This is a genomic window from Streptomyces cyaneus (genome assembly GCF_004028635.1).
GTDB classification, from domain to species: domain Bacteria; phylum Actinomycetota; class Actinomycetes; order Streptomycetales; family Streptomycetaceae; genus Streptomyces; species Streptomyces cyaneus.
The window spans coordinates 380,699-400,597 of sequence record NZ_RQJW01000004.1; the positions used below are offsets into that span (position 1 = coordinate 380,699).

At 70.5% G+C, this 19,899-nt stretch carries 12 protein-coding genes; 9 read left to right on the top strand and 3 right to left on the bottom strand.

Going from position 1 to position 19,899, the window contains the following annotated elements; genetic code table 11:
• Nucleotides 1-2: 2 nt before the first annotated feature.
• The gene (locus EHO50_RS17060) at nucleotides 3-2,396 is read left to right on the top strand and encodes a bifunctional salicylyl-CoA 5-hydroxylase/oxidoreductase (RefSeq protein WP_128431000.1); all 2,394 of its coding nucleotides are present in this window, start codon (nucleotides 3-5) and stop codon (nucleotides 2,394-2,396) included.
• Nucleotides 2,397-2,493: 97 nt separating this feature from the next.
• Here EHO50_RS17060 and EHO50_RS17065 read toward each other — a convergent pair whose 3' ends face one another.
• Nucleotides 2,494-3,306: a PaaX family transcriptional regulator gene (locus EHO50_RS17065; RefSeq protein ID WP_128431001.1), complete on the bottom strand. Its 813-nt coding sequence runs from the start codon at nucleotides 3,304-3,306 to the stop codon at nucleotides 2,494-2,496.
• A 15-nt stretch (nucleotides 3,307-3,321) separates the two neighbouring features.
• The gene (locus EHO50_RS17070) at nucleotides 3,322-4,935 is read right to left on the bottom strand and encodes an AMP-binding protein (protein WP_246101198.1); all 1,614 of its coding nucleotides are present in this window, start codon (nucleotides 4,933-4,935) and stop codon (nucleotides 3,322-3,324) included.
• Between the two features lie 200 nt (nucleotides 4,936-5,135).
• Between EHO50_RS17070 and EHO50_RS17075 the strand changes: the two genes are divergently transcribed.
• Nucleotides 5,136-6,506: an acyl-CoA dehydrogenase family protein gene (locus tag EHO50_RS17075; protein ID WP_128431002.1), complete on the top strand. Its 1,371-nt coding sequence runs from the start codon at nucleotides 5,136-5,138 to the stop codon at nucleotides 6,504-6,506.
• On the top strand, nucleotides 6,503-6,901 hold the full coding sequence (locus tag EHO50_RS17080; protein ID WP_128431003.1) for a RidA family protein: 399 nt from the start codon (nucleotides 6,503-6,505) through the stop codon (nucleotides 6,899-6,901). The genes EHO50_RS17075 and EHO50_RS17080 overlap by 4 nt, the downstream gene beginning before the upstream one ends.
• Before the next feature lie 89 nt (nucleotides 6,902-6,990).
• Here EHO50_RS17080 and EHO50_RS17085 read toward each other — a convergent pair whose 3' ends face one another.
• Nucleotides 6,991-7,185, bottom strand: a complete 195-nt coding sequence (locus EHO50_RS17085; protein ID WP_128431004.1) for a DUF5999 family protein — start codon at nucleotides 7,183-7,185, stop codon at nucleotides 6,991-6,993.
• Nucleotides 7,186-7,435: 250 nt separating this feature from the next.
• Here EHO50_RS17085 and EHO50_RS17090 point away from each other — a divergent pair, with 250 nt between their 5' ends.
• The 6 genes from EHO50_RS17090 (at nucleotide 7,436) to EHO50_RS17115 (ending at nucleotide 19,889) form a co-directional block, all read left to right on the top strand.
• Nucleotides 7,436-7,885 carry a DUF6299 family protein gene (locus tag EHO50_RS17090; protein ID WP_128431005.1) on the top strand — a complete coding sequence of 150 codons (450 nt, stop codon included), beginning with the start codon at nucleotides 7,436-7,438 and terminating at the stop codon, nucleotides 7,883-7,885.
• An 847-nt stretch (nucleotides 7,886-8,732) separates the two neighbouring features.
• The gene (locus tag EHO50_RS17095) at nucleotides 8,733-14,804 is read left to right on the top strand and encodes a type I polyketide synthase (RefSeq protein ID WP_128431006.1); all 6,072 of its coding nucleotides are present in this window, start codon (nucleotides 8,733-8,735) and stop codon (nucleotides 14,802-14,804) included.
• Nucleotides 14,801-16,621, top strand: a complete 1,821-nt coding sequence (locus EHO50_RS17100) for a non-ribosomal peptide synthetase (RefSeq protein ID WP_128431007.1) — start codon at nucleotides 14,801-14,803, stop codon at nucleotides 16,619-16,621. The genes EHO50_RS17095 and EHO50_RS17100 overlap by 4 nt, the downstream gene beginning before the upstream one ends.
• Nucleotides 16,622-16,657: 36 nt before the next feature.
• The gene (locus EHO50_RS17105; RefSeq protein WP_128431008.1) at nucleotides 16,658-18,442 is read left to right on the top strand and encodes a beta-ketoacyl synthase N-terminal-like domain-containing protein; all 1,785 of its coding nucleotides are present in this window, start codon (nucleotides 16,658-16,660) and stop codon (nucleotides 18,440-18,442) included.
• On the top strand, nucleotides 18,439-19,683 hold the full coding sequence (locus tag EHO50_RS17110) for a cytochrome P450 (protein WP_128431009.1): 1,245 nt from the start codon (nucleotides 18,439-18,441) through the stop codon (nucleotides 19,681-19,683). The genes EHO50_RS17105 and EHO50_RS17110 overlap by 4 nt, the downstream gene beginning before the upstream one ends.
• Complete coding sequence (locus EHO50_RS17115; protein WP_128431010.1) at nucleotides 19,683-19,889, top strand: MbtH family NRPS accessory protein; 207 nt, start codon at nucleotides 19,683-19,685, stop codon at nucleotides 19,887-19,889. The genes EHO50_RS17110 and EHO50_RS17115 overlap by 1 nt, the downstream gene beginning before the upstream one ends.
• The last annotated feature ends 10 nt before the right edge of the window (nucleotides 19,890-19,899 follow it).

The following is a 19,899-nucleotide window of genomic DNA, read 5'->3' on the forward strand; positions in this document are numbered from 1 at the left end:
GGATGTTTCCGGCTGACGGGGCTGTGCCAACCAAAGGGGCGCGGGGCTCTGTTGAATTTGCGGCTACCGCCGCGCGGGCGCGACCCGCCACGACGAACCAGCAGCCGCCGAACCGGACCAGCCACCCCCTACGAGTCGCCGTCATCGGCGGCGGCCCCGGCGGCCTCTACGCCGCAGCCCTCCTCAAACGCCTCGACCCGTCCCGAGAAGTGACCGTCTGGGAACGCAACGCCCCCGACGACACCTTCGGCTTCGGAGTGGTCCTCTCCGACGAAACCCTCGGCGGCATCGAACACGCCGACCCAGTCGTCTACGAGGCCCTGCAACAGCACTTCACCCGCTGGGACGACATCGACATCGTCCACCGAAGCACCCGCCAAACCTCCGGAGGACACGGCTTCGCCGCACTCGGCAGGAAACGGCTCCTGGAAATCCTCCACGACCGGTGCCGCGACCTCGGCGTAGAACTCCGCTTCCGCTCCGAGGCCCCGTACCCGGCCTGGCTCGCGGAAACATACGACCTGGTCATCGCCGCAGACGGTGTGCACAGCACCACCCGCGAGGCCTACACCCATGTGTTCCGCCCCCATGTGGCCACCCACCACTGTCGCTACATCTGGCTGGCCGCAGACTTCGCCTTCGACGCCTTCCGTTTCGAGATCGCCGAGACCGAGCACGGCGTGATGCAACTGCACGGCTACCCCTACGCGGCCGACGCCTCCACCGTCATCATCGAAATGCGCGAGGAGGTGTGGCACGCGGCCGGGTTCGACGAAGTTACCCCGCAGGAGTCCGTCGAGCGCTGCGCCAAGATCTTCGCGGATGCGCTCCGCGGACGGCCCCTCAAGTCCAACAAGTCGGCCTGGACAACCTTCCGTACCGTCGTCAACGAGCGCTGGTCGCACGACAACATCGTCCTGCTCGGCGACGCCGCCCACACGGCCCACTTCTCCATCGGCTCCGGCACCAAGCTCGCCGTCGAGGACGCCCTCGCGCTCGTCGCCTGCCTGGAGGAACAGCCCGACATCGCAAGCGCGCTCAGCGCGTACGAGGAGGAACGCAAGCCCGTCGTCGCCTCCACGCAGCGCGCCGCCCGCGCCAGCCTGGAGTGGTTCGAGAACCTCGGCCTCTACCTCGACCAGCGGCCCCGCCAGTTCGCCTTCAACCTCCTCACCCGCAGCCGTCGCGTCACCCATGACAACCTGCGCCTGCGCGACGCCCACTTCACCGAGGCGGTGGAGCGCGACTTCGGCTGCCCGCCCGGCACGCCCCCGATGTTCACACCGTTCCGGCTGCGCGGTCTGACCCTGCGCAACCGGGTCGTCGTGTCCCCGATGGACATGTACTCGGCCACGGACGGCGTTCCCGGCGACTTCCACCTGGTCCACCTCGGCGCCCGCGCCCTCGGTGGTGCCGCCCTGGTGATGACCGAGATGGTGTGCGTCAGCCCGGAGGGACGCATCACCCCTGGCTGCGCGGGCCTCTATACCGGCAAACAAGGGGAGGCCTGGCGGCGGATCGTCCAGTTCGTGCACGCACAGGCACCCGGCACCGCGATCGGCGTGCAGCTCGGACACAGCGGGCGCAAGGGCTCGACCAAGCTGATGTGGGAGGGCATCGACGAGCCCCTGGAGGACGGCAACTGGCCCCTGGTGGCCCCGTCCCCGATCCCCTACAAGCCGTACAGCCAGACCCCGCGCGAGCTGACCCGTGCCCAACTCACAGACATTCGCGAGCAGTTCACATCAGCCGCCTGGCGTGCCGCCCGGGCCGGCTTCGACCTCCTCGAACTGCACTGCGCGCACGGCTATCTGCTCTCCGGCTTCCTCTCCCCACTGACCAACCGCCGCACGGACGCCTACGGCGGCTCCCTCGACAAACGGCTCCGCTTCCCGCTGGAGGTCTTCGACGCCATACGGGGCGTATGGCCCGAGGAACGGCCCATGACCGTCCGTATCTCCGCCACCGACTGGGCCGAGGGCGGGACAACGGCCGAGGAAGCCGTCGAGATCGCCCGCGCCTTCGCCGCGCACGGCGCCGACGCGATCGACGTGTCGACCGGGCAGGTCGTGGCCGACGAGCAGCCGGAGTACGGGCGGTCGTACCAGACGCCGTACGCGGACCGGATCCGGCACGCAACCGGCCTGCCGGTGATCGCCGTCGGCGCCATCTCCTCCTGGGACGACGTCAACTCCCTGATCATGGCGGGCCGTACGGACCTGTGCGCCCTCGCCCGCCCCCACCTCTACGACCCGCACTGGACGCTGCACGCGGCGGCCGAGCAGGGCTACGAGGGGCCGGGCGTCGTCTGGCCGGCCCCGTACCGGGCAGGCAGCCGCCGTCCGCAGACAGGACGCACGGACGCCCCCAAGCCCCGCCTGACGCTCGGGACTTGAGGGCGTACGCCCTATGTGTAGAGCGCACATTCTGTTTGCAAGGGAGGCGTGCTACAGCCCCACCATCCCCGCGGTCGGCGTTGCCCCGGGCCTGAGGTCACAGACCGGCGTAAGCGGCCCCTGCGTCCCGCAGCCGCTCGTGCAGTCCCCGGAAGACGGCCGCCGAGCGGGCGCCCGGCCAGTCCTCGGGCAGCAGCCGGGAGGGCAGGCCGGGGTCGGTGTAGGGGAGGTGGCGCCAGGAGTCCAGGGCGAGGAGGTAGTCGCGGTAGGCCTCCTCGGGCGGGGTGTCCGGCCGGCGCTCCCAGTCGTGCAGCACGCGCGCGTGGCGGTCGAGGAACGCCTCGTGCTCCTTGGCGATGGCGGCCAGGTCCCACCAGCGGGCGACGGCCTCGGCGGTCGGCGCGAAGCCGAGGTGCTCGCCCCGGAAGAAGTCGACGTACTCCTCCAGGCGCAGCCGCTGCAGGGTGTGGCGGGCCTCCTCGTAGAGCCGCGCCGGCGCGAGCCACACGCCCGGAGCCGCCGTCCCGAAGCCGAGCCCGGCCAGCCGGGAGCGCAGCACATGCCGCTTCTGCCGCTCGGACTCCGGTACCGAGAACACCGCGAGCACCCAGCCCTCGTCCTCGGGCGGGGCGGCGGTGTAGATGCGCCGGTCGCCGTCGTCCAGCAACTGGCGGGCGTCCGGCGACAGTTCGTACCCCGCCGCGCCCTGTGCCGTACGGGCCGGCAGCAGCAGCCCGCGTCGCTTCAGCCGCGACACCGAGGAACGCACGGAGGGGGCGTCCACGCCGACCGCGGCCAGCAGTCTGATCAGCTCGGCGACCGGCACCGGCCCGGGCATATAGCGGCCGTAGGCGCCGTAGAGCGTGACGATGAGAGACCGTGGTGCATGCTGGTCGGACACGTTGATCATCTTAGGTCGTACGGATCACTGCTGGTCACCCTGCGGGTCACCACCCGCGCGCAGTCGGAAACGCTGAAGCTTGCCGGTCGCGGTGCGCGGCAGAGCGTCCAGGAAGACGATCTCGCGCGGACACTTGTACGGCGCCAGCTCGCCCTTGACGAACGTGCGCAGCGCCTCCGTGTCCCGTCGCGCACCCTCCCTGAGCACCACGTATGCCACCACGACTTGGCCGCGCGCCTCGTCCGGCCGCCCCACCACCGCCGTCTCCAGCACGTCCGGGTGGCGCAGCAGGGCCTCCTCGACCTCCGGGCCCGCGATGTTGTAACCGGCAGAGATGATCATGTCGTCCGCGCGGGCGACATAGCGGAAGTAGCCGTCACTCTCTCGGACGTAGGTGTCGCCCGTGATGTTCCAGCCGTCGCGCACGTACTCGCGCTGCCGGGGGTCGGCGAGATAGCGGCAGCCGACCGGCCCGCGCACGGCGAGCAGCCCCGGTTCCCCGTCGGGTTGTTCCCGGCCCTCGCCGTCGACCACGCGCGCGTGCCACCCGGGTACCGGCACCCCCGTCGTGCCGGGCCTGATGTGCTCGTCGGCCGCCGAGATGAAGATGTGCAGCAGCTCTGTGGCGCCGATGCCGTTGATGATGCGCAGGCCGGTCCGCTCGTGCCAGGCCTGCCAGGTGGCGGCGGGCAGGTTCTCGCCCGCGGAGACACAGCGGCGCAGCGAGGAGATGTCGTGCGAATCGAGCTCGTCGAGCATCGCGCGGTAGGCCGTCGGCGCGGTGAACAGCACGGACACCCGGTGCGCTGCGATCGCGGGCAACAGTTGCTTGGGACCGGCCTGTTCGAGGAGCAGGGCGCTGGCACCGGCCCGCATCGGGAAGATGACGAGCCCGCCGAGGCCGAAGGTGAAGCCGAGCGGGGGACTGCCGGCGAAGACATCGCCCACATGTGGGCGCAGCACATGTTCCGCGAAGGTGTCCGCTATCGCGAGCACATCCCGGTGGAAGTGCATACATCCCTTGGGCCGTCCGGTGGTACCGGAGGTGAAGGCGATGAGCGCGACGTCGTCGGCCGCGGTGTCGACGGCGGGGTACGGCCCCTCGGGCGCCGGCCGGTGCAGCAGGTCGTCGGGGGCGTCACCGCCGTACGTCGCGATCCGCAGCCCCGGTATCTCGGCCTTGGCGAGCTCGTCGACGGCCCGGACGTCGCACAGCGCGTGCCGCACCTGGGCGATCTCGCACATGGTCCGCAGCTCGTGCGGCCGCTGTTGGGCCAATACGGTGACGGCGACCGCGCCGGCCTTCAGTACCGCCAGCCAGCAGGCAGCCAGCCAGGGCGTCGTCGGGCCGCGCAGCAGCACCCGGTTGCCCGGGACGACGCCGAGGTCGCCGGTGAGCAGATGCGCGAGCCGGTCGACGCGGGCGCGCAGTGTGCCGTACGTCCATGTGGCGCCGGACGGGGTGTGGAACACGGGCCGCTCGTCGTCGGGGCCGTCGAGCAACTCGGCGGCTGCGTTGAGCCGATCGGAGTAGCGCAGCGCCGGAAGGTCGAAGCGGAGCTCGGGCCACTGGTCGGGCGGTGGCAGGTGCTCGCGGGCGAAGGTGTCGACGTGGGCGGAGCGGTGCAGACCGGCCATGGCGGTTCGCCCCCTTGCCGTGTGGGCTGCCTTGTGGGCGTCGTGCTTCTGGGCATCGTGGTGGGCTCGCACAGGGAGCGTATCGTGTTGGTGACGACAGTCAATGGTGCGCGATATCGTCGGGTAGGTCCGTCGAATAGGTCCGTCGAGGGGGTCTGTCGAGAGGGTCCGTCGCGGACGGCCCCGCAGGGAGGTCGGCAATGCCCGCATTCTCACTCGATCCACCGCAAACCGCATGGTGTGCCGAGCTACGTGCCCTGGCCGCCGAACGGCTGCGCCCGCTCGCGGAGAAGGGCGAACCCGGGCACGTCAACCGCCCGCTGGTCGCCGAGCTCGGTCAACTGGGGTTGTTGGAGCGGCTGTTCACCTCGGGAGCCGTCGACCTGTGCCTGATGCGGGAGTCCCTCGCGTATGCCTGCACGGAGGCAGAGACCGCGCTGGCCCTGCAGGGTCTGGGCGCGTATCCCGTCCACGCGTACGGCACCCCGGCCCAACGGGAGCGCTGGCTGCCCCGGGTGGCCGAGGGGAGCGCGGTGGCGGCCTTCGCGCTGAGCGAGCCGGGGGCCGGGTCGGACGCGGCGGCGCTGGAGCTGCGGGCGGAACGGGAGGCGCGGCGGCTGGGGGAGCCGGGGGGACTCGGGGAGCCGAGAGAACTCGGGGAGCTGGGGGCGCTGGGTGGACCGGGGGAGCTGGGGGGACCAAGGGAGCCGGGGGAGCTGGGAGGACCAGGAAAGCTGGAAGGGCCAGGGAGGCCGGGGGAGCCGGGAGGGCCAGGGAAGCCGGGGGAGTCGCGGAAGCTGGGAGGGGCGGGGGATTCGCCGGTCGCCTCACTTGCCGCTGAGCCCGACGGTCCCGCCCGCTGGCGGCTCACCGGCGAGAAGTGCTGGATCTCCAACGCCCCCGAGGCCGACTTCTACACCGTCTTCGCCCGCACCACCCCCGGCGCCGGCGCCCGTGGCGTCACCGCCTTCCTGGTCCCCGCCGACCGTCCCGGCCTCACCGGAGCGGGCCTCGACATGTTGTCCCCGCACCCCATCGGCAGCCTCACTTTCGACGCCGTCCCCGTCACCGCCGACGACATGCTCGGCGAGGCCGACCGCGGGTTCCGGGTCGCGATGGGGACCCTCAACCTCTTCCGGCCCAGCGTCGGCGCCTTCGCCGTCGGCATGGCCCAGGCGGCCCTGGATGCGACCCTCGCGCACACCGCCCAACGGGACGCGTTCGGCGGCAAGTTGAAAGACCTTCAGGCGGTCGCCCACCAGGTCGCCGAGATGGCCCTGCGCACGGAGGCCGCCCGTCTCATGGTGTACGCGGCGGCGACGGCGTACGACGAAGGCGCCCCGGACGTCCCGAAGCGCGCCGCGATGGCGAAGCTGCTCGCCACCGAGACCGCGCAGTACGTCGTCGACAAGGCCGTCCAACTGCACGGCGCCCGCGCCCTGCGCCGCGGTCACCTGCTCGAACACCTCTACCGCGAGGTGCGGGCCCCGCGCATCTACGAGGGGGCCAGCGAGGTTCAACGCGGCATCATCGCCAAGGAGTTGTACGCGAACATGGAGGCCGGCCAGTGAGCACCGAGCGCGTCAACCCGCCCGACCTCTCCCCGCCCACCGGCTTCTCCCACGCGGTCGTGGCCACCGGCTCACGGGTCGTCTTCCTGGCCGGTCAGACCGCCCTCGACGCGGACGGCAAGGTCACCGGGGACACCCTGCCCGAGCAGTTCGAGCGGGCCCTGGCCAATCTGCTGGCCGCGCTCGACGCCGCCGGCGGCACCGCCGCCGACCTCGCCCGGGTCACGGTCTACGCCACGGACGTCGCCGCGTACCGCGCCCAGGTCGCCGAACTCGGCCGTATCTGGCGGCGGTTGGCGGGGCGGGACTATCCAGCGATGGCGGTCGTCGAGGTCGTGCGCCTCTGGGACGAAGAGGCGATGGTGGAGCTCGACGGGTTCGCCGTACTGCCGTAGGGCTCCGCCGTGGTGCCGTAGGGCTTCGCCGTACCGATGTGGTTCCTACTCACCCCTCGCAGGTCTCGCTCACCCCTCGCAGGGCTCGCTCACGCCGCCATGGCGAGCCGCTCGGCCGGTACCCGGTGCGGTGCGACCACGCGGCCGTCGGGCAGCAGCTCACCACTGTCGTCGAACACGATCGCGCCGGTGCAGAGCAGGCTCCAGCCCTGCTCGGGGTGTGCGGCCACCACATGGGGGGCTCGGCCATCGGAGGAAGGGCACGAAGGCTGGTGGGAACACATGGCGCACCTCCACATTGGGCGGACGAGCCGTGTGGGTCGTCCATATGGGTAGACCATGCTCCCCTCTCGAACTCGCCGGAACGGCCCAACGTGAACCGTGACAACACACGGACAACACTCTGACCGAACGCTGACCGATCCACGAAGGTCGGGGCGGACTCGCCACCGAAGGGGTGACGGTCACGCCCATGGGCGCACCTGCCGGGTACCAGTGGAAGGCCCCACTCCGATTATCCGGGAGGTTCATCCCATGCCCCTGCGCCCCGCTCTCGCCACCGCCGCCGGCGCCGCCCTGCTTCTGCTGGTCGCCGCCCCGTCCGCCCCCGCTGCCGTCGCCGGTCCCAAGGAGATGGTGACGGTCGATGACACCGGCCGTGTTGCCGCGGACGGCACCGTCACCCTGTCCGGCACCTACCGCTGCGTCGACAACACGGGGCCGACGTTCGTGAGCTCCACCATCGGCCAGAGGTCCTCCGACCTCCGGTACGGCATCGGCGGCACCCTCGCCGTGTGCGACGGCAAGGTGCACAGCTGGAAGAACACGGGCACGCCCCAGACAGGCCAGTCCTTGGCTCCCCTCCAGGCCGGCAAGGCGTACGTCGAGGCCACCATCGTCGAACTCCACCCCGTGGGCGGCCTGCCCCTGCCCCGCTTCCACGCCCTGCAGGACAAGCAGGAGATCACCCTGACCAAGAGCTGAACCCGACGTCCCTGCGGGGCGAGCACCGGCAGGGACACGACATCACCGCGGCAGGGCGGGGCCCTCGAGCCCTGCCCTGTCCTGTCCTGTCGTGTCCTGTCCTGCCCACGCCGCCGAAGGCACGACCGGGGGGGGGGCGGGCTTCATCCCCGACGCCCGCCACTTCGCGACTGACCTGCAGTCCCGGCGTCGCGCTCGTCGCGAATGCGGGAAGACCACAACGACCCAACCACTTTCCGTGAACTTTAAAATTTCTCACGGTCGTCGCGTGAGAGGGCGAGAGAACTGGCCACATCGGGGTCAGTTCACGCCAGTGCGCCTTCCTGCAAGCCATTCGCACTTGTCTCAACCAATCACCGAATGGCAGCCTGATGTCGTCCGGTCGGGCGAGCGCCGAAAATCCGGTGCTGTAAATACAGTCGTCGATCAGCTCGAACCGGGAGAAGGACGCTTAAAACCAGATGGCGATCTGATTCGGCCAGGTTGGCTCAACGGGGGTAGTTCGCAGTGCACGCACGGGTTCTTCGTCAGTCACGCTTACCTGTCCGGGGCGGTGTGCGAGGGCAGGTTGCCCAGCGCCGCGCGGACTTATTTGCCCTGGTGAGGCCGTGCCTCGCCCCTCAAACCTGACGCAGCGTTGCGTCATTTTTGCGTTGTGGCCGATTTTCGATCACGCGCGTCTCAGACACTCGATGGCGAGCTGTCTGTCACTTGATGGCCATTTCGTGAATAGCCGACTTCAGTCGTGTGTCCATGGCCACTTCACCCCGCTGCTTTGCCGGGAAAAGCGTGCCGAATAACGGAGCCACCCTCCTGATAATTCCGTCCGCCCTGCTGAGGAGCCGAATTGCCCCAAGAACGCGGAGCACGTGACTTACATTCCATTACGGAGTTTTTACTTTCGCGCGTCGTTGAGCTGCTGGATGTGCCCAAGGACGCGGTGGACCGGTGGGCGCCATTGCATCGATACGGACTGGACTCGTTGAAGTCGACGAGGCTTGTCGCCTCGTTGTCCGAATTCCTCGGCTGGCAGGTTCCGGTCACATGGATGTGGCAGTACCCGACCGTCGACGAGCTGTCCCGTGCGCTCGTCGAGGGGCCGCGTGCCGCGCAGACCGCCCCGAGTGCCGATCGCCGCGTGGTGTCGCGCGAGCCCATCGCGATCGTGGGCATCGGCTGCCGGTTCCCCGGCGGCCCTGACCCCTCCGCGTTCTGGCGGATGCTGGTCGAGGGCGGCGACGCCGTCGGACCGGTACCGGCCGCACGGCGCGAGCTCATCGGCGATTCGGCGCGCTGGGGCGGGTTCATCGACGGCATCGACCAGTTCGATCCGCTGTTCTTCGGCATCTCACCCCGGGAAGCCGTCCAGATGGACCCGCAGCAGCGTCTGGTGCTGGAGCTTTCCTGGGAGGCCCTCGAGGACGCGGGTGTCGCGCCGATGAGTCTCGTCGGCAGTGACACCGGCGTGTTCATGGCCTCCTGCTGGGGCGACTACGCCGCGTTGGCGCACTATCGCGGCCCCGACTCCCAGATCACCCCGCACACCGCGACCGGCATGCACGACGGCATCATCGCCAACCGCGTCTCCTACATCCTCGGCCTGCAGGGCCCGAGCATGGCCATCGACGCCGCCTGCGCGGGCTCGCTGGTCTCGGTGCACCTGGGATGCCAGTCGATCTGGATGGGCGAGAGCGAGCTGGCGCTCGCCGGTGGCGTGAACCTGAGCTTCGTCTCCGACTACTACACCGCCATGGACGCGATGGGCGCGCTCGCCCCGGACGGCCGCTGCAAGACGTTCGACGCCCGCGCCGACGGCTACGTCCGCGGTGAGGGCGCCGGGGTCGTCGTACTCGCTCCGCTGAGCGTGGCGCTCGAGCGCGAACTGCCGGTGTACTGCCTGATCAAGGGCAGCTCGGCCAACAACGACGGCCTGAGCAACGGGATGACCGCGCCGAACCCCCAGGCGCAGGAGTTGATGCTCCGCACCGCCTACCGACGGGCCGGCATCGCACCGTCCCTCGTGGACTACATCGAGTGCCACGGCTCCGCCACGCCACTCGGTGACCCGATCGAGGTCAATGCCATCGGCGCGGTCCTCGGCGGTGACCGGCCGGAGCCGCTGCGACTCGGCTCCGTCAAGTCCAACGTCGGGCATCTGGAGGCGGCCGCAGGCATCGTCGGCCTGGTCAAGCTCGCGCTGTCGATCCGCAACGGCGTACTGCCGCCGAGCCTGCACTACGTCACCCCGAACCCACAGATCCTGTTCGACCAGTACAACCTCACCGTCCAGGACCGGTTGGCGGCTTGGCCTCGACGGTCCGACGCGCGCCGGGCGGGCGTCAGCTCGTTCGGCTTCGGCGGCGCGATCTGTCACGTCGCCGTCGAGGAGCTGCCGCGCCCCGAAGCCTCGCTCCTGCTGTTGGCCGAGGACTCCCGGGAGGCACTGGCCGAGCGGGTCCTGGCGCTGCGTGACGAGGACGACCTGCGGGCGATCTGCGGGCGGACACCCGGCGAGGGCAGGTTCCGGCTCGCGGCCGCCGCCCGCGACCTGACCGAACTCAGGGCGCAGCTGGACGCCTTCACCGCCGGCACGACTGTTCCCGGGCTGAGCGTCGGGGAGGCCGGGGAGAAGACCGAACGTAAGCCGCGGGTGGCGTTCCTGTTGTCGGGCAACGGTTCGCAGTGGGTGGGCATGGGCCGGCAACTGCTCGCCGGTATGCCCGTGTTCCGGCGGTCCATGATGCGCTCCGACAAACGGATGCGCGAACTGCTGGGCTTCTCGCTGGTCGACCAGCTGCTGGCCTCCGACGGCCGTATCGACGACATGGACGTCTTCCAGCCACTGCTGTTCTGCATGCAGGTCGCCCTGGCCGACGCCTGGCGTTCGCTGGGGGTGGAGCCGGACGTCGTCCTGGGACAGAGCGTCGGTGAGTTCGCCGCCTCCCACATCGCCGGGGCGCTCGACTTCGACGACGCCGCCCGCCTGGCCGCCGGCCACGGTCGGCTCCTGCAGCAGCTGGCCGTCGGACGCGGCGACGGCATCGTGGTCACGACCGGTCCGGACGCCGTCAAGAAGCACCTGACCGGCCGGCTCACGGTGTCCGGCTACAACGGCCCGAACTCCACACTGGTCACCGGCACACCACCGGAGATCGACGGCCTCGTCCAGCGCCTGACCGAAGAGGGCATCACGAGCCATCGGGTCCGGATGGGCCACGCGCCCCACTCGCCGCTGGTCGACCATGTGCTCGCCCCGCTGCGGGCCGAACTCGACGGCATCACGCCCCGGACCACCCGCGTCCCGATGATCTCCACGGTCACCGGCGAGCCGGTCGACGGCGCCGAGCTCGGGCCGGACTACTGGGCGAACAACCTGCGACAGGAGATCCGGGTCACCGACGCTCTGACGACCCTGCGCGGCCACGACATCGACGCCGTGGTCGAGCTCAGCCCGCATCCCGTACTGCTCAAGTCCGTGGGGGAGGTCCTGACGGCGACCACCCTGCCCTCGCTCCGGCGTGGCACCGACGAGGCCTGGACCCTGCTCAGCTCGCTCGGCGCGCTGTACACCGCCGGCCACCCCGTCACGGCCGCCCCGTTCCTCGCGGGTGACCGGGGACGACACGTCACGCCGAGCCAGGGCGGCGGCACGGCCGACGAGCAGGTGCATCTCGTACCCGTCACGGCGCAGTCGGCGGCCGCGCTGGCCGACACCTGTCGTGAGCTGTCCAACCATGTCGAACGCGACGCGGGCCTGCGGGTGTCCGACCTCGCCTACACGCTCGCGACCAGGCGCACCCACCACAACCACCGGACAGCGCTGTTCGCCCGCAACCGGGGGGAAGTCCTGGACGGACTCGCCCGGGTCGCCGCCGGTCAGCCGCACCCCGATGTCGTCACGGGCGCGGTCGCGGGCAACAGCGACCGGCGGGTGGCGCTGGTGTTCTCCGGCGGTGGAACGCAGTGGGTCGGCATGGGCCGGGAGCTCATGCGCTCGCATGCCGGCTTCCGCGAGTGGATGCACGCCTGCGACGCCGCCGTGCGCGCGGCCGGCGGCTGCTCGGTGCTGGACCATCTCGCCGCCCCGGCCGACGAGGCGCGGTTCGAGGAGATGGACTTCCAGCAGCCCGTCCTGTTCGCCTTGCAGGTCTCGCTGGCGAAGGTCTGGCTCGAACTCGGGATCCAACCGACCGCCGTCGTCGGGCACAGCCTGGGCGAGGCCGCCGCCGCGTGCGTCGCCGGCGCGCTGTCGCTGGACGACGCCGCCCGTGTCGTGGTCGCCCGGTCGCACCTGCTCGAACGGAAAGCGGCTCCCGGCGCCATGATCTCGGTCGACCTGCCGGAGCAGGAGCTGCTGCCGAGGATCGCCCCGTACGCCGAGCACCTGGCCATCGCCGTGGTGAACAGCCCCACCAGCGCGGCGGTCTCCGGCTCACCCGACGCCGTACGCGCCCTGGAGGCCGACCTGAAGCGGGCCGGGATCTCGACCAGGAACATCCGGGTCGAACGGCCGGTGCACAGCCCCGGCATGGATCCGCTGATCCAGCCGCTGCGCGAACTCATCGACGGCATCACCCCGCTGACGAACACCATCGACTTCCATTCCACGGCACTGGCCGACACCGTGAACCCGGTCGCCGACGTCGACTACTGGGTGCACAACCTGCGCAACCAGGTCCGGTTCGCCGAGACGATCGGTGCCCTGGTCGAGGACGGTGTGAGCACCTTCATCGAGATCGGCCCGCACGAGACGTTGCGCGGTGCGGTCGAGGAGATCGCGCTGACCCGGGGTGCCCCCGTGCACGCGATCAACTCCCTGCGGCGGGGTGAGAGTGACGTCCGTTGTCTGCTGGGGGCCATCGCGTCGCTGTACGTCAGGGGCGTACCGCTGACCTTCGACTCGCTGTTCGCCGACGACGTCGAGGTCGTCGAGACCCCGCTCGTGCAGTGGCAGAAGGACCGCTACTGGCTGGACACCGACACCAGGCCTCGCGTCGCGTCCGCGCCGGCACCGGCCGCCGCGACCACGGCCCAGGCCGTGAGCGTGGCCGCGACCGCAGCCGGGACCGTGACCGAGACCGCGGCGGTGGCCGTGGCCGTCGAGAGCAGGCCGGTGGAGGAGATCGTCCTCGGCGAGATCGCCGACGCGGTGGGCGTGCCGCAGGACAGGTTCCACGAAGGTGCCAGCCTGCGCGACTTCGGTCTCGACTCGATGCTGGCGATCCGCCTGGTCAACAGGTTGCAGTCGCTGTTCGGTGAGCGGGTGTCTCCGGTGGTGTTCCTCGACGGCCGCTCCATACCCGACATCGTCGCCCACGTCGTCGAGACCGTCGGTCGGCCCACCGCGCCCACCGCGCCCGCTGCGGTCGAACCGGCACCGGCACCGGCACCCGAACCGGCACCGGCGCCCGAACCGACGCCCGAGACCAAGCCGACCCGGACGTTCCTCGACGACCTTTCCGAGCTGGACGCCGAGGAACTGCTGGACGAACTGGCCGCCCGCGGGCTGCTGGACCCCACCGACGCACCGCCGCACGACCAACTGCGCGCCGACGGCCTCGGTTTCGAACTGGCACCGGCGTCCCACGGCCAGGCCGCCCTGTGGTTCATGCAGCAGGTCGCACCGGACGCCGTGCCCTACAACTTCATGGTGGCCGCCCGGATCCGGACCGCGGTCGACGAAGAGGCCCTCGACCGCGCCGTACGGGCCGTGATGGAGCGGCATCCGGCGCTGCGCACGATCTTCGTCGAGGCCGGCGGCAGCCCGCACCAGGTCATCCTGGACGAACCGGTCTACGAGTTCCTGGTCGTGGACAGCACGGAGCTGGACGACGAGGAAGCCCGCGAGGAACTGGCCGAGCACGGGCACCTGCCGCTGAACCTGGACGACGGGCCGCTGGTGCGTGTGGTGCTGATGACACGTGGGCCGGCGGACCACTACCTGCTGGTGCTCGTGCACCACATCGCGTCGGACGCGGCGTCGGCCGACGTGATGATCCGCGAACTCCAGGAGTTCTACGAGGGCGCCGACCCCGCCGACAGCGAGCCGGTCGCCCCCTACACGGAGTTCGTCGAGTGGGAGCGCCAGTGGCTGGCGAGCCCGGCGGCCGACGCGGCACTGAGCTGGTGGTCAAAGGCCCTGGCCGACCCGCCCGCCCACCTCGACCTGTCCACCATGGAGCGACCTCCCGGCGTCACCTACGAGGGCCGCGACCTCACCTTCCGCTGGAGCGCCGAGGAGACCAGCCGGCTCAGGGAGTTCGCGGTGCGCGAAGGCGTGTCGATCAGCACCGTCGTGCTGGCCGGCTTCTTCGCCACGCTCAACCGGGCGGCCGACGTCGAGGACTCCGTACTGGCGACCGCCATCGCCCAACGCGGCGAGCCCGGCTGGGAGTCCGCCATCGGCTACTACCTGAACACCGTGCTGGTGCGGGCGAAGCCGGCCGGCGACCGCAGTTTCCGAGATCTGCTGCGCGACGTCCACGCGTTCTCGCTCGGTCTGCTCGAGCACATGAACTACCCCCTCGACCTGCTGGCGTCCACCCTGAAACCGCCCAGGGCCGAGGGCCGCTCCCCGTGGTTCGACGTCGTCGTGAACTGGCTGTCCTCGGACGCGTTCCCCCGCTCCGTCAAGCTCTTCCACGGCCTCGGCGACACCATCGCACCCGAGGGCGCCCTGCCGCTCGAACCGCTGCAGGTGCGCAGGCACCTCGCCAAGTTCGACCTGGAGATCTCGATGGCCGACATTTCCGGCGAGGTGGTCGGCCACGTCCAGTACAAACCCAGCTACCTGGAGAGGCAGACCGTGACGGCACTGCTCGCGCTCTACCGCACTGTGCTCTTCGACTCGATCGCCCACCCCGACCTGGCACTTGAGGACATCACGCCGAGCAGCCGTCCCGAGGAGAGGGACCAGTGACCGAAACCCTGCACGCCGCGTTCGTCGAGCAAGCGGTCAAGAACCCCGACGCGCCCGCGGTCTACTCCGACGCCGGCGTCCTGACCTACGGCGACCTGGACGAGAAGTCCCGCGCGCTGGCCGAACGGCTCGTCGCCGACGGCGCCGGCCCCGGTGTCCCCGTCGGCGTCTGCGTCGAGCGCACACCCGACCTGGTCGTCGGCATCCTGGCCGTCCTGCGCGCCGGCTCCTGCTATGTGCCGCTGGACCCGAGGTATCCGGCCGAGCGGCTGAACCTCATGGTCCGGGACAGCGGCACCCACCTGCTGCTGACCACGCCCGCGTCCCGGGCCAACTGCCCGGCCGGCCCGACCGTGCTCGTGCTGGGTGAGACGGTGACGACCGAGCCCGGCGAGAAGCCCGTGCCGGTCGTGCCCGAGGACACCGCGTACGTGATCTACACCTCCGGCTCCACCGGCCGGCCCAAGGGCGTGGCCGTCCGGCACAGCGGCTGCGTCACCATGCTGGCCGAGATGGACCGGGTGCTCGGCGACTGCGACCGCAGCGGTGTCTCCGCCGCCAGCTCGATCTGCTTCGACATGTCCGTGATGGAGATCTTCTGCGCGCTGTGCCGGGGCGGCGCCGTCGTGCTCGTGGAAAGCGCCGTCCATCTGCCGGAGAGCCCGCACGTCGACAAGATCACCCATCTGCACGCCATCCCGTCGGTGATGAACACCCTGCTCGACGCCGGCGGCCTGCCCCCGAACCTGCGCACGGTCGTGTTCGGCGGCGAGCCCCTGCGGCGCAAGCTGGTGGACCGGACGTACCAGGAGACCGCAGCCGACCGGGTCTTCAATGCCTACGGCCCGACCGAGGGCACCGTGTTCTGCACGTTCGGACCGGTGCCGAAGGACGGGGCCGGCGAGCCCACGATCGGCTCGCCCTCGGTCAGCGCCCGGATCCACGTGCTCGACGAGAACCTGAAGCCGCAGCCGGACGGCGTGCCCGGCGAGCTGTACCTCGGCGGCGCCGGCCTCGCCCACGGCTACGTCAACCGGCCGCGCACCACCGCCGAACGGTTCGTGCCGGACCCGTTCCAGGACGGCGAACGCATGTACCGCACAGGCGACGTCGTCAAGTTCACCGACGACGGCCAACTGGAGTTCGTCGGCCGCACCGACCACCAGGTCAAGATGCGCGGCTACCGCGTCGAGCTGGAAGAGGTCGAGGCCCGGCTCACCGGCACCCCCGGAGTCCAGGAAGCCGCCGCCGCCGTACGCGACGACAGGCTCATCGCCTACGTCGTGCCCGAGGGCGACACCCGGGACGGCGTCTGGCTGGACGCCGGCCTCCAGACCACCATCACCGGCAAGCTCGCCGCCGAGGTGCCCGACTTCATGGTCCCCCGGACGCTCGTGTTCCTGACCGCGCTCCCGCTGGGGCCCGGCGGCAAACTCGACCGCACCGCGCTGCCCGAGCCGCCGACCGCCGCCCCGGAACGGGCCACGGAGACCGCCGGCACGCCGACCGAGGTGGCGCTGTCGGAGATCTGGGGCCAGTTGCTGAGCCGCGAACCGTCGAGCATCGGGGTCCGGGACACCTTCTACGACCTCGGCGGCGACTCGCTGCTGCTCGTCCGGCTGGCCAGGATGATGACCCGGCGCTTCGGCCGCCGCGTCGGCGTGCCCGACCTGTTCCGTTTCCGCGACATCTCCTCCCTCGGCCGCTGGCTCGACGACGACAGCGGCGACGACTCCGAAATGGTTCAGTCGGCTCGCCGCCGCGCCACCGCCCGCCGCGCCGTGCTGCGCGGCCGCGCCACCTCCAGCGGCAGCTGAGCTACCCCCAACCCCCCTCGAAGCAGGAGCCTTTGCATGTCCGACAGCCCTGAGCAGGACTACGACCCGGGCGATGTGGCCGTCATCGGCGCGTCGTGCCGGTTACCCGGCGCCCGCAACAAGGAGCAGTACTGGGACAACCTCGTGCACGGCAGGGAGTCCGTGACGCTCCTGAGCAAGGACGAGATCGAGGTCGACGAAACTCTGATCCACAACCCGTTCTACGTGGGGGCCGTCGGCCTGCTCGACGGCTACGACGAGTTCGACCCGTCGGTGTTCGGCATCACCGACCGGCTGGCGACCCTGATGACCCCGGAGCACCGGCTGTTCCTGGAGAGCGCGTGGGAGACCCTGGAGGACGGCGGCTACGACCCGGAGCGGATCAAGGGTGAGGTGGGCATCTACGGCGCCAACAACCCGCAGACCGCCGCGCGTTACATATCCCCGCCGGACTGGGCGTCGGTCGGCCCCGAGGTGATGGACCGCAGCCTGGCGTGGACGCCGGACACCATGACGTCCAACGCGCTGTACTACATGGGTCTGACCGGTGAGGCCCTCACCGTCACCGCCGTCTGCGCCGGCTTCCACTACTCGGTGCACCTGGCCTGCCAGTCGCTGCTGCTCGGCCAGACCGACATGGCGGTCGCCGGCAGTGTGCTGGTCCGTCTGCCGCACCGCCGTGGCTATCTGTGGGAGGAAGGCCGCATCCTCTCCCGGGACGGCCGCTGCCGCCCGTTCGACGCCAACGGCACCGGCACCGTCCTGGCCAGCGGTGTCGCCACGGTGCTGCTCAAGCCGCTGGCCCAGGCCGTCGCCGACCGCGACCACATCTACGGCGTGGTCAAGGGGACGGCCATCAACAACAACGGCGTCAATGTGATGGCCTACGGTCTGGCGCAACCCGAACGGCTGAGCGCGTGCATCGCGGGCGCCATGGAGGTCGGTGGCGTCGCCCCGGACACCGTGTCCATGTACGAGGCCAACGGTTTCGGTCTGCCGATGACCGACGGGCTCGAGGTGACCGCGGCGACCATGGCGTTCGGCAAGCAGACCGGCACCTGTGCGATCGGCTCGGTCAAGGGCAACATCGGCCACGGCGGGGTGGTCGCCGGCGGCGCCGGTTCGATGAAGGCTCTGATGTCCCTGCACCACAAGACACTGGCACCGACGATCAACCTGACGGAGGTCAACCCGGACCTCGACTTCCCCAGCACCCCGTTCGTACCGCAGCGGGAGCTCGCGGACTGGGAGCCGGAGAGCGGCATCCGCCGTGCGGGCGTCACCGCGATCGGCGGCGGTGGCTACAACGCGCACTTGGTGCTGGAGGAGGCGCCGACCGTCGCCGAGCGTGCCCCCGAAGCCGTCGGCAGGCCGCGGCTGGCCACCCTGTCCGCCCTGGACGACGAGGCGCTGGCCCGTCAGCGCGCGCGGCTGAAGGACCGGCTGGTGGCCGACCCCGACCTGCGCCTGGACGACATCTGCTTCAGCCTCAACGTGGGCCGCAAGGTGATGGCCCGCCGCTGGGCGGCCGTGGTCCGCAGCCGTCAGGAGCTGATCGAAGCGCTGTCCGCCGACTCCACCCCCGCCACGGTCGCCGCGACCGGTGCCGCGCCCCGGGTGGACGTGGACTCCTTCCGCCGCAACGACGACGGGATCGTGCCGTCCGGAGACGACGAGCAGGCGCTGCTCGATCTGGCTGCCGCCTGGGTGAACGGCCGGCAGGTGGACTTCGACTCCCTGCACCTGGAGGAGACCAGCCACCGGGTGCCCCTGCCCACCTACCCGTTCCAGCCGCGCCGGTTCTGGCGTACGGACTGGTGACCGTGAGCACACCGGCACTGGACACCATGGACCTGGGCGACCCGAACACGTTCGCGGACCACGACCACGACCTCGACGAGTACTGGCGCACCCTGCGGGACACCGCCCCGGTGCACTGGAACCCGCCGGCCGACGGCCGCCGCGGATTCTGGGTGCTCACCCGCTACGACGACATCCTGGCCGCCTACCGGGACGACGTGAACCTCACGTCCGAGCGCGGCAACGTACTCGTCACGCTGCTGGGCGGCGGTGACGCCGGCGCCGGCCGGATGCTGGCCGTCACCGACGGACACCGGCACCACGAGCTGCGCAAGATCCTGCAGCGGGTGCTCTCGCCGAGGGTGCTCAGCGAGGTCGCGGCGGCGGTGCGGGTCAACACCCGGCAGCTGATCCGCGAGGCGGTCGAGACCGGCGGCTGCGACTTCGCCGAGCAGATCGCCAGCCGGATCCCGATGACCACGATCTCGAACCTGCTCGGCGTGCCCGAGCAGGACCGGGACTTCCTGCTCGCCCAGACCAAGACCGCGCTGTCGACCGAGGACGAGGACGTCGACGAGCTCGACTCCGAGATGGCCCGCAACGAGATCCTGATGTACTTCATGGACATCGTCGAGGAGCGCCGCGAGTCGCCCGGCGACGACGTGATCAGCATGCTGATCGGCAGCTCCATCGACGGTGTGCCGCTGTCCGACGAGGACATCGTGCTCAACTGCTACAGCCTGATCATCGGCGGCGACGAGACCAGCCGCCTGACGATGATCGACAGCGTCCACACGCTCGCGGCCCAGGCCGAGCAGTGGCGGCGGCTCAAGCACGGCGAGGTCGCGATCGACACCGCCGTCGACGAGATACTGCGCTGGGCGTCACCCACGATGCACTTCGGGCGCAGCGTCGTCCGCGAGACCGAACTGCACGGCGTACAGCTGCGACCGGGCGAGATCGTCACGCTCTGGCACGCCTCCGGCAACCGGGACGAACGGATCTTCGACCGGCCCGGGGTGTTCGACCTCGGCCGCACCCCCAACAAGCACATGGCCTTCGGCTACGGCCCGCACTTCTGCGTCGGCTCACACCTGGCCAAGGTGGAGATCTCCGAACTGCTCATGGCGTTACGGGACTTCACCACCGGATTCGAGCAGACCGGTGAGGCGCTGCGCATCCGGTCCAACTTCCTGACCGGGTTCTCCACGCTGCCGGTGCGGTTCCGGCCCGACCACCGCGGACTGAAAGAGGTCGACTGATGAGCGGCAACCCCTTCGACGGCGGCGACGGCTACGACGGCGGCTGGCTGGTGGTGACGAACGCCGACAGCCAATACGCGCTGTGGCGGCCGCACCTGGACGTGCCGAAGGGCTGGCAGATCGTCTACTCCGGCCCTGACCGTGACGGTGCCCTCGACTACGTCGAGCAGAACTTCACCGCGACGGCGGCAGCACCGACGACCTGACCACGGCGCA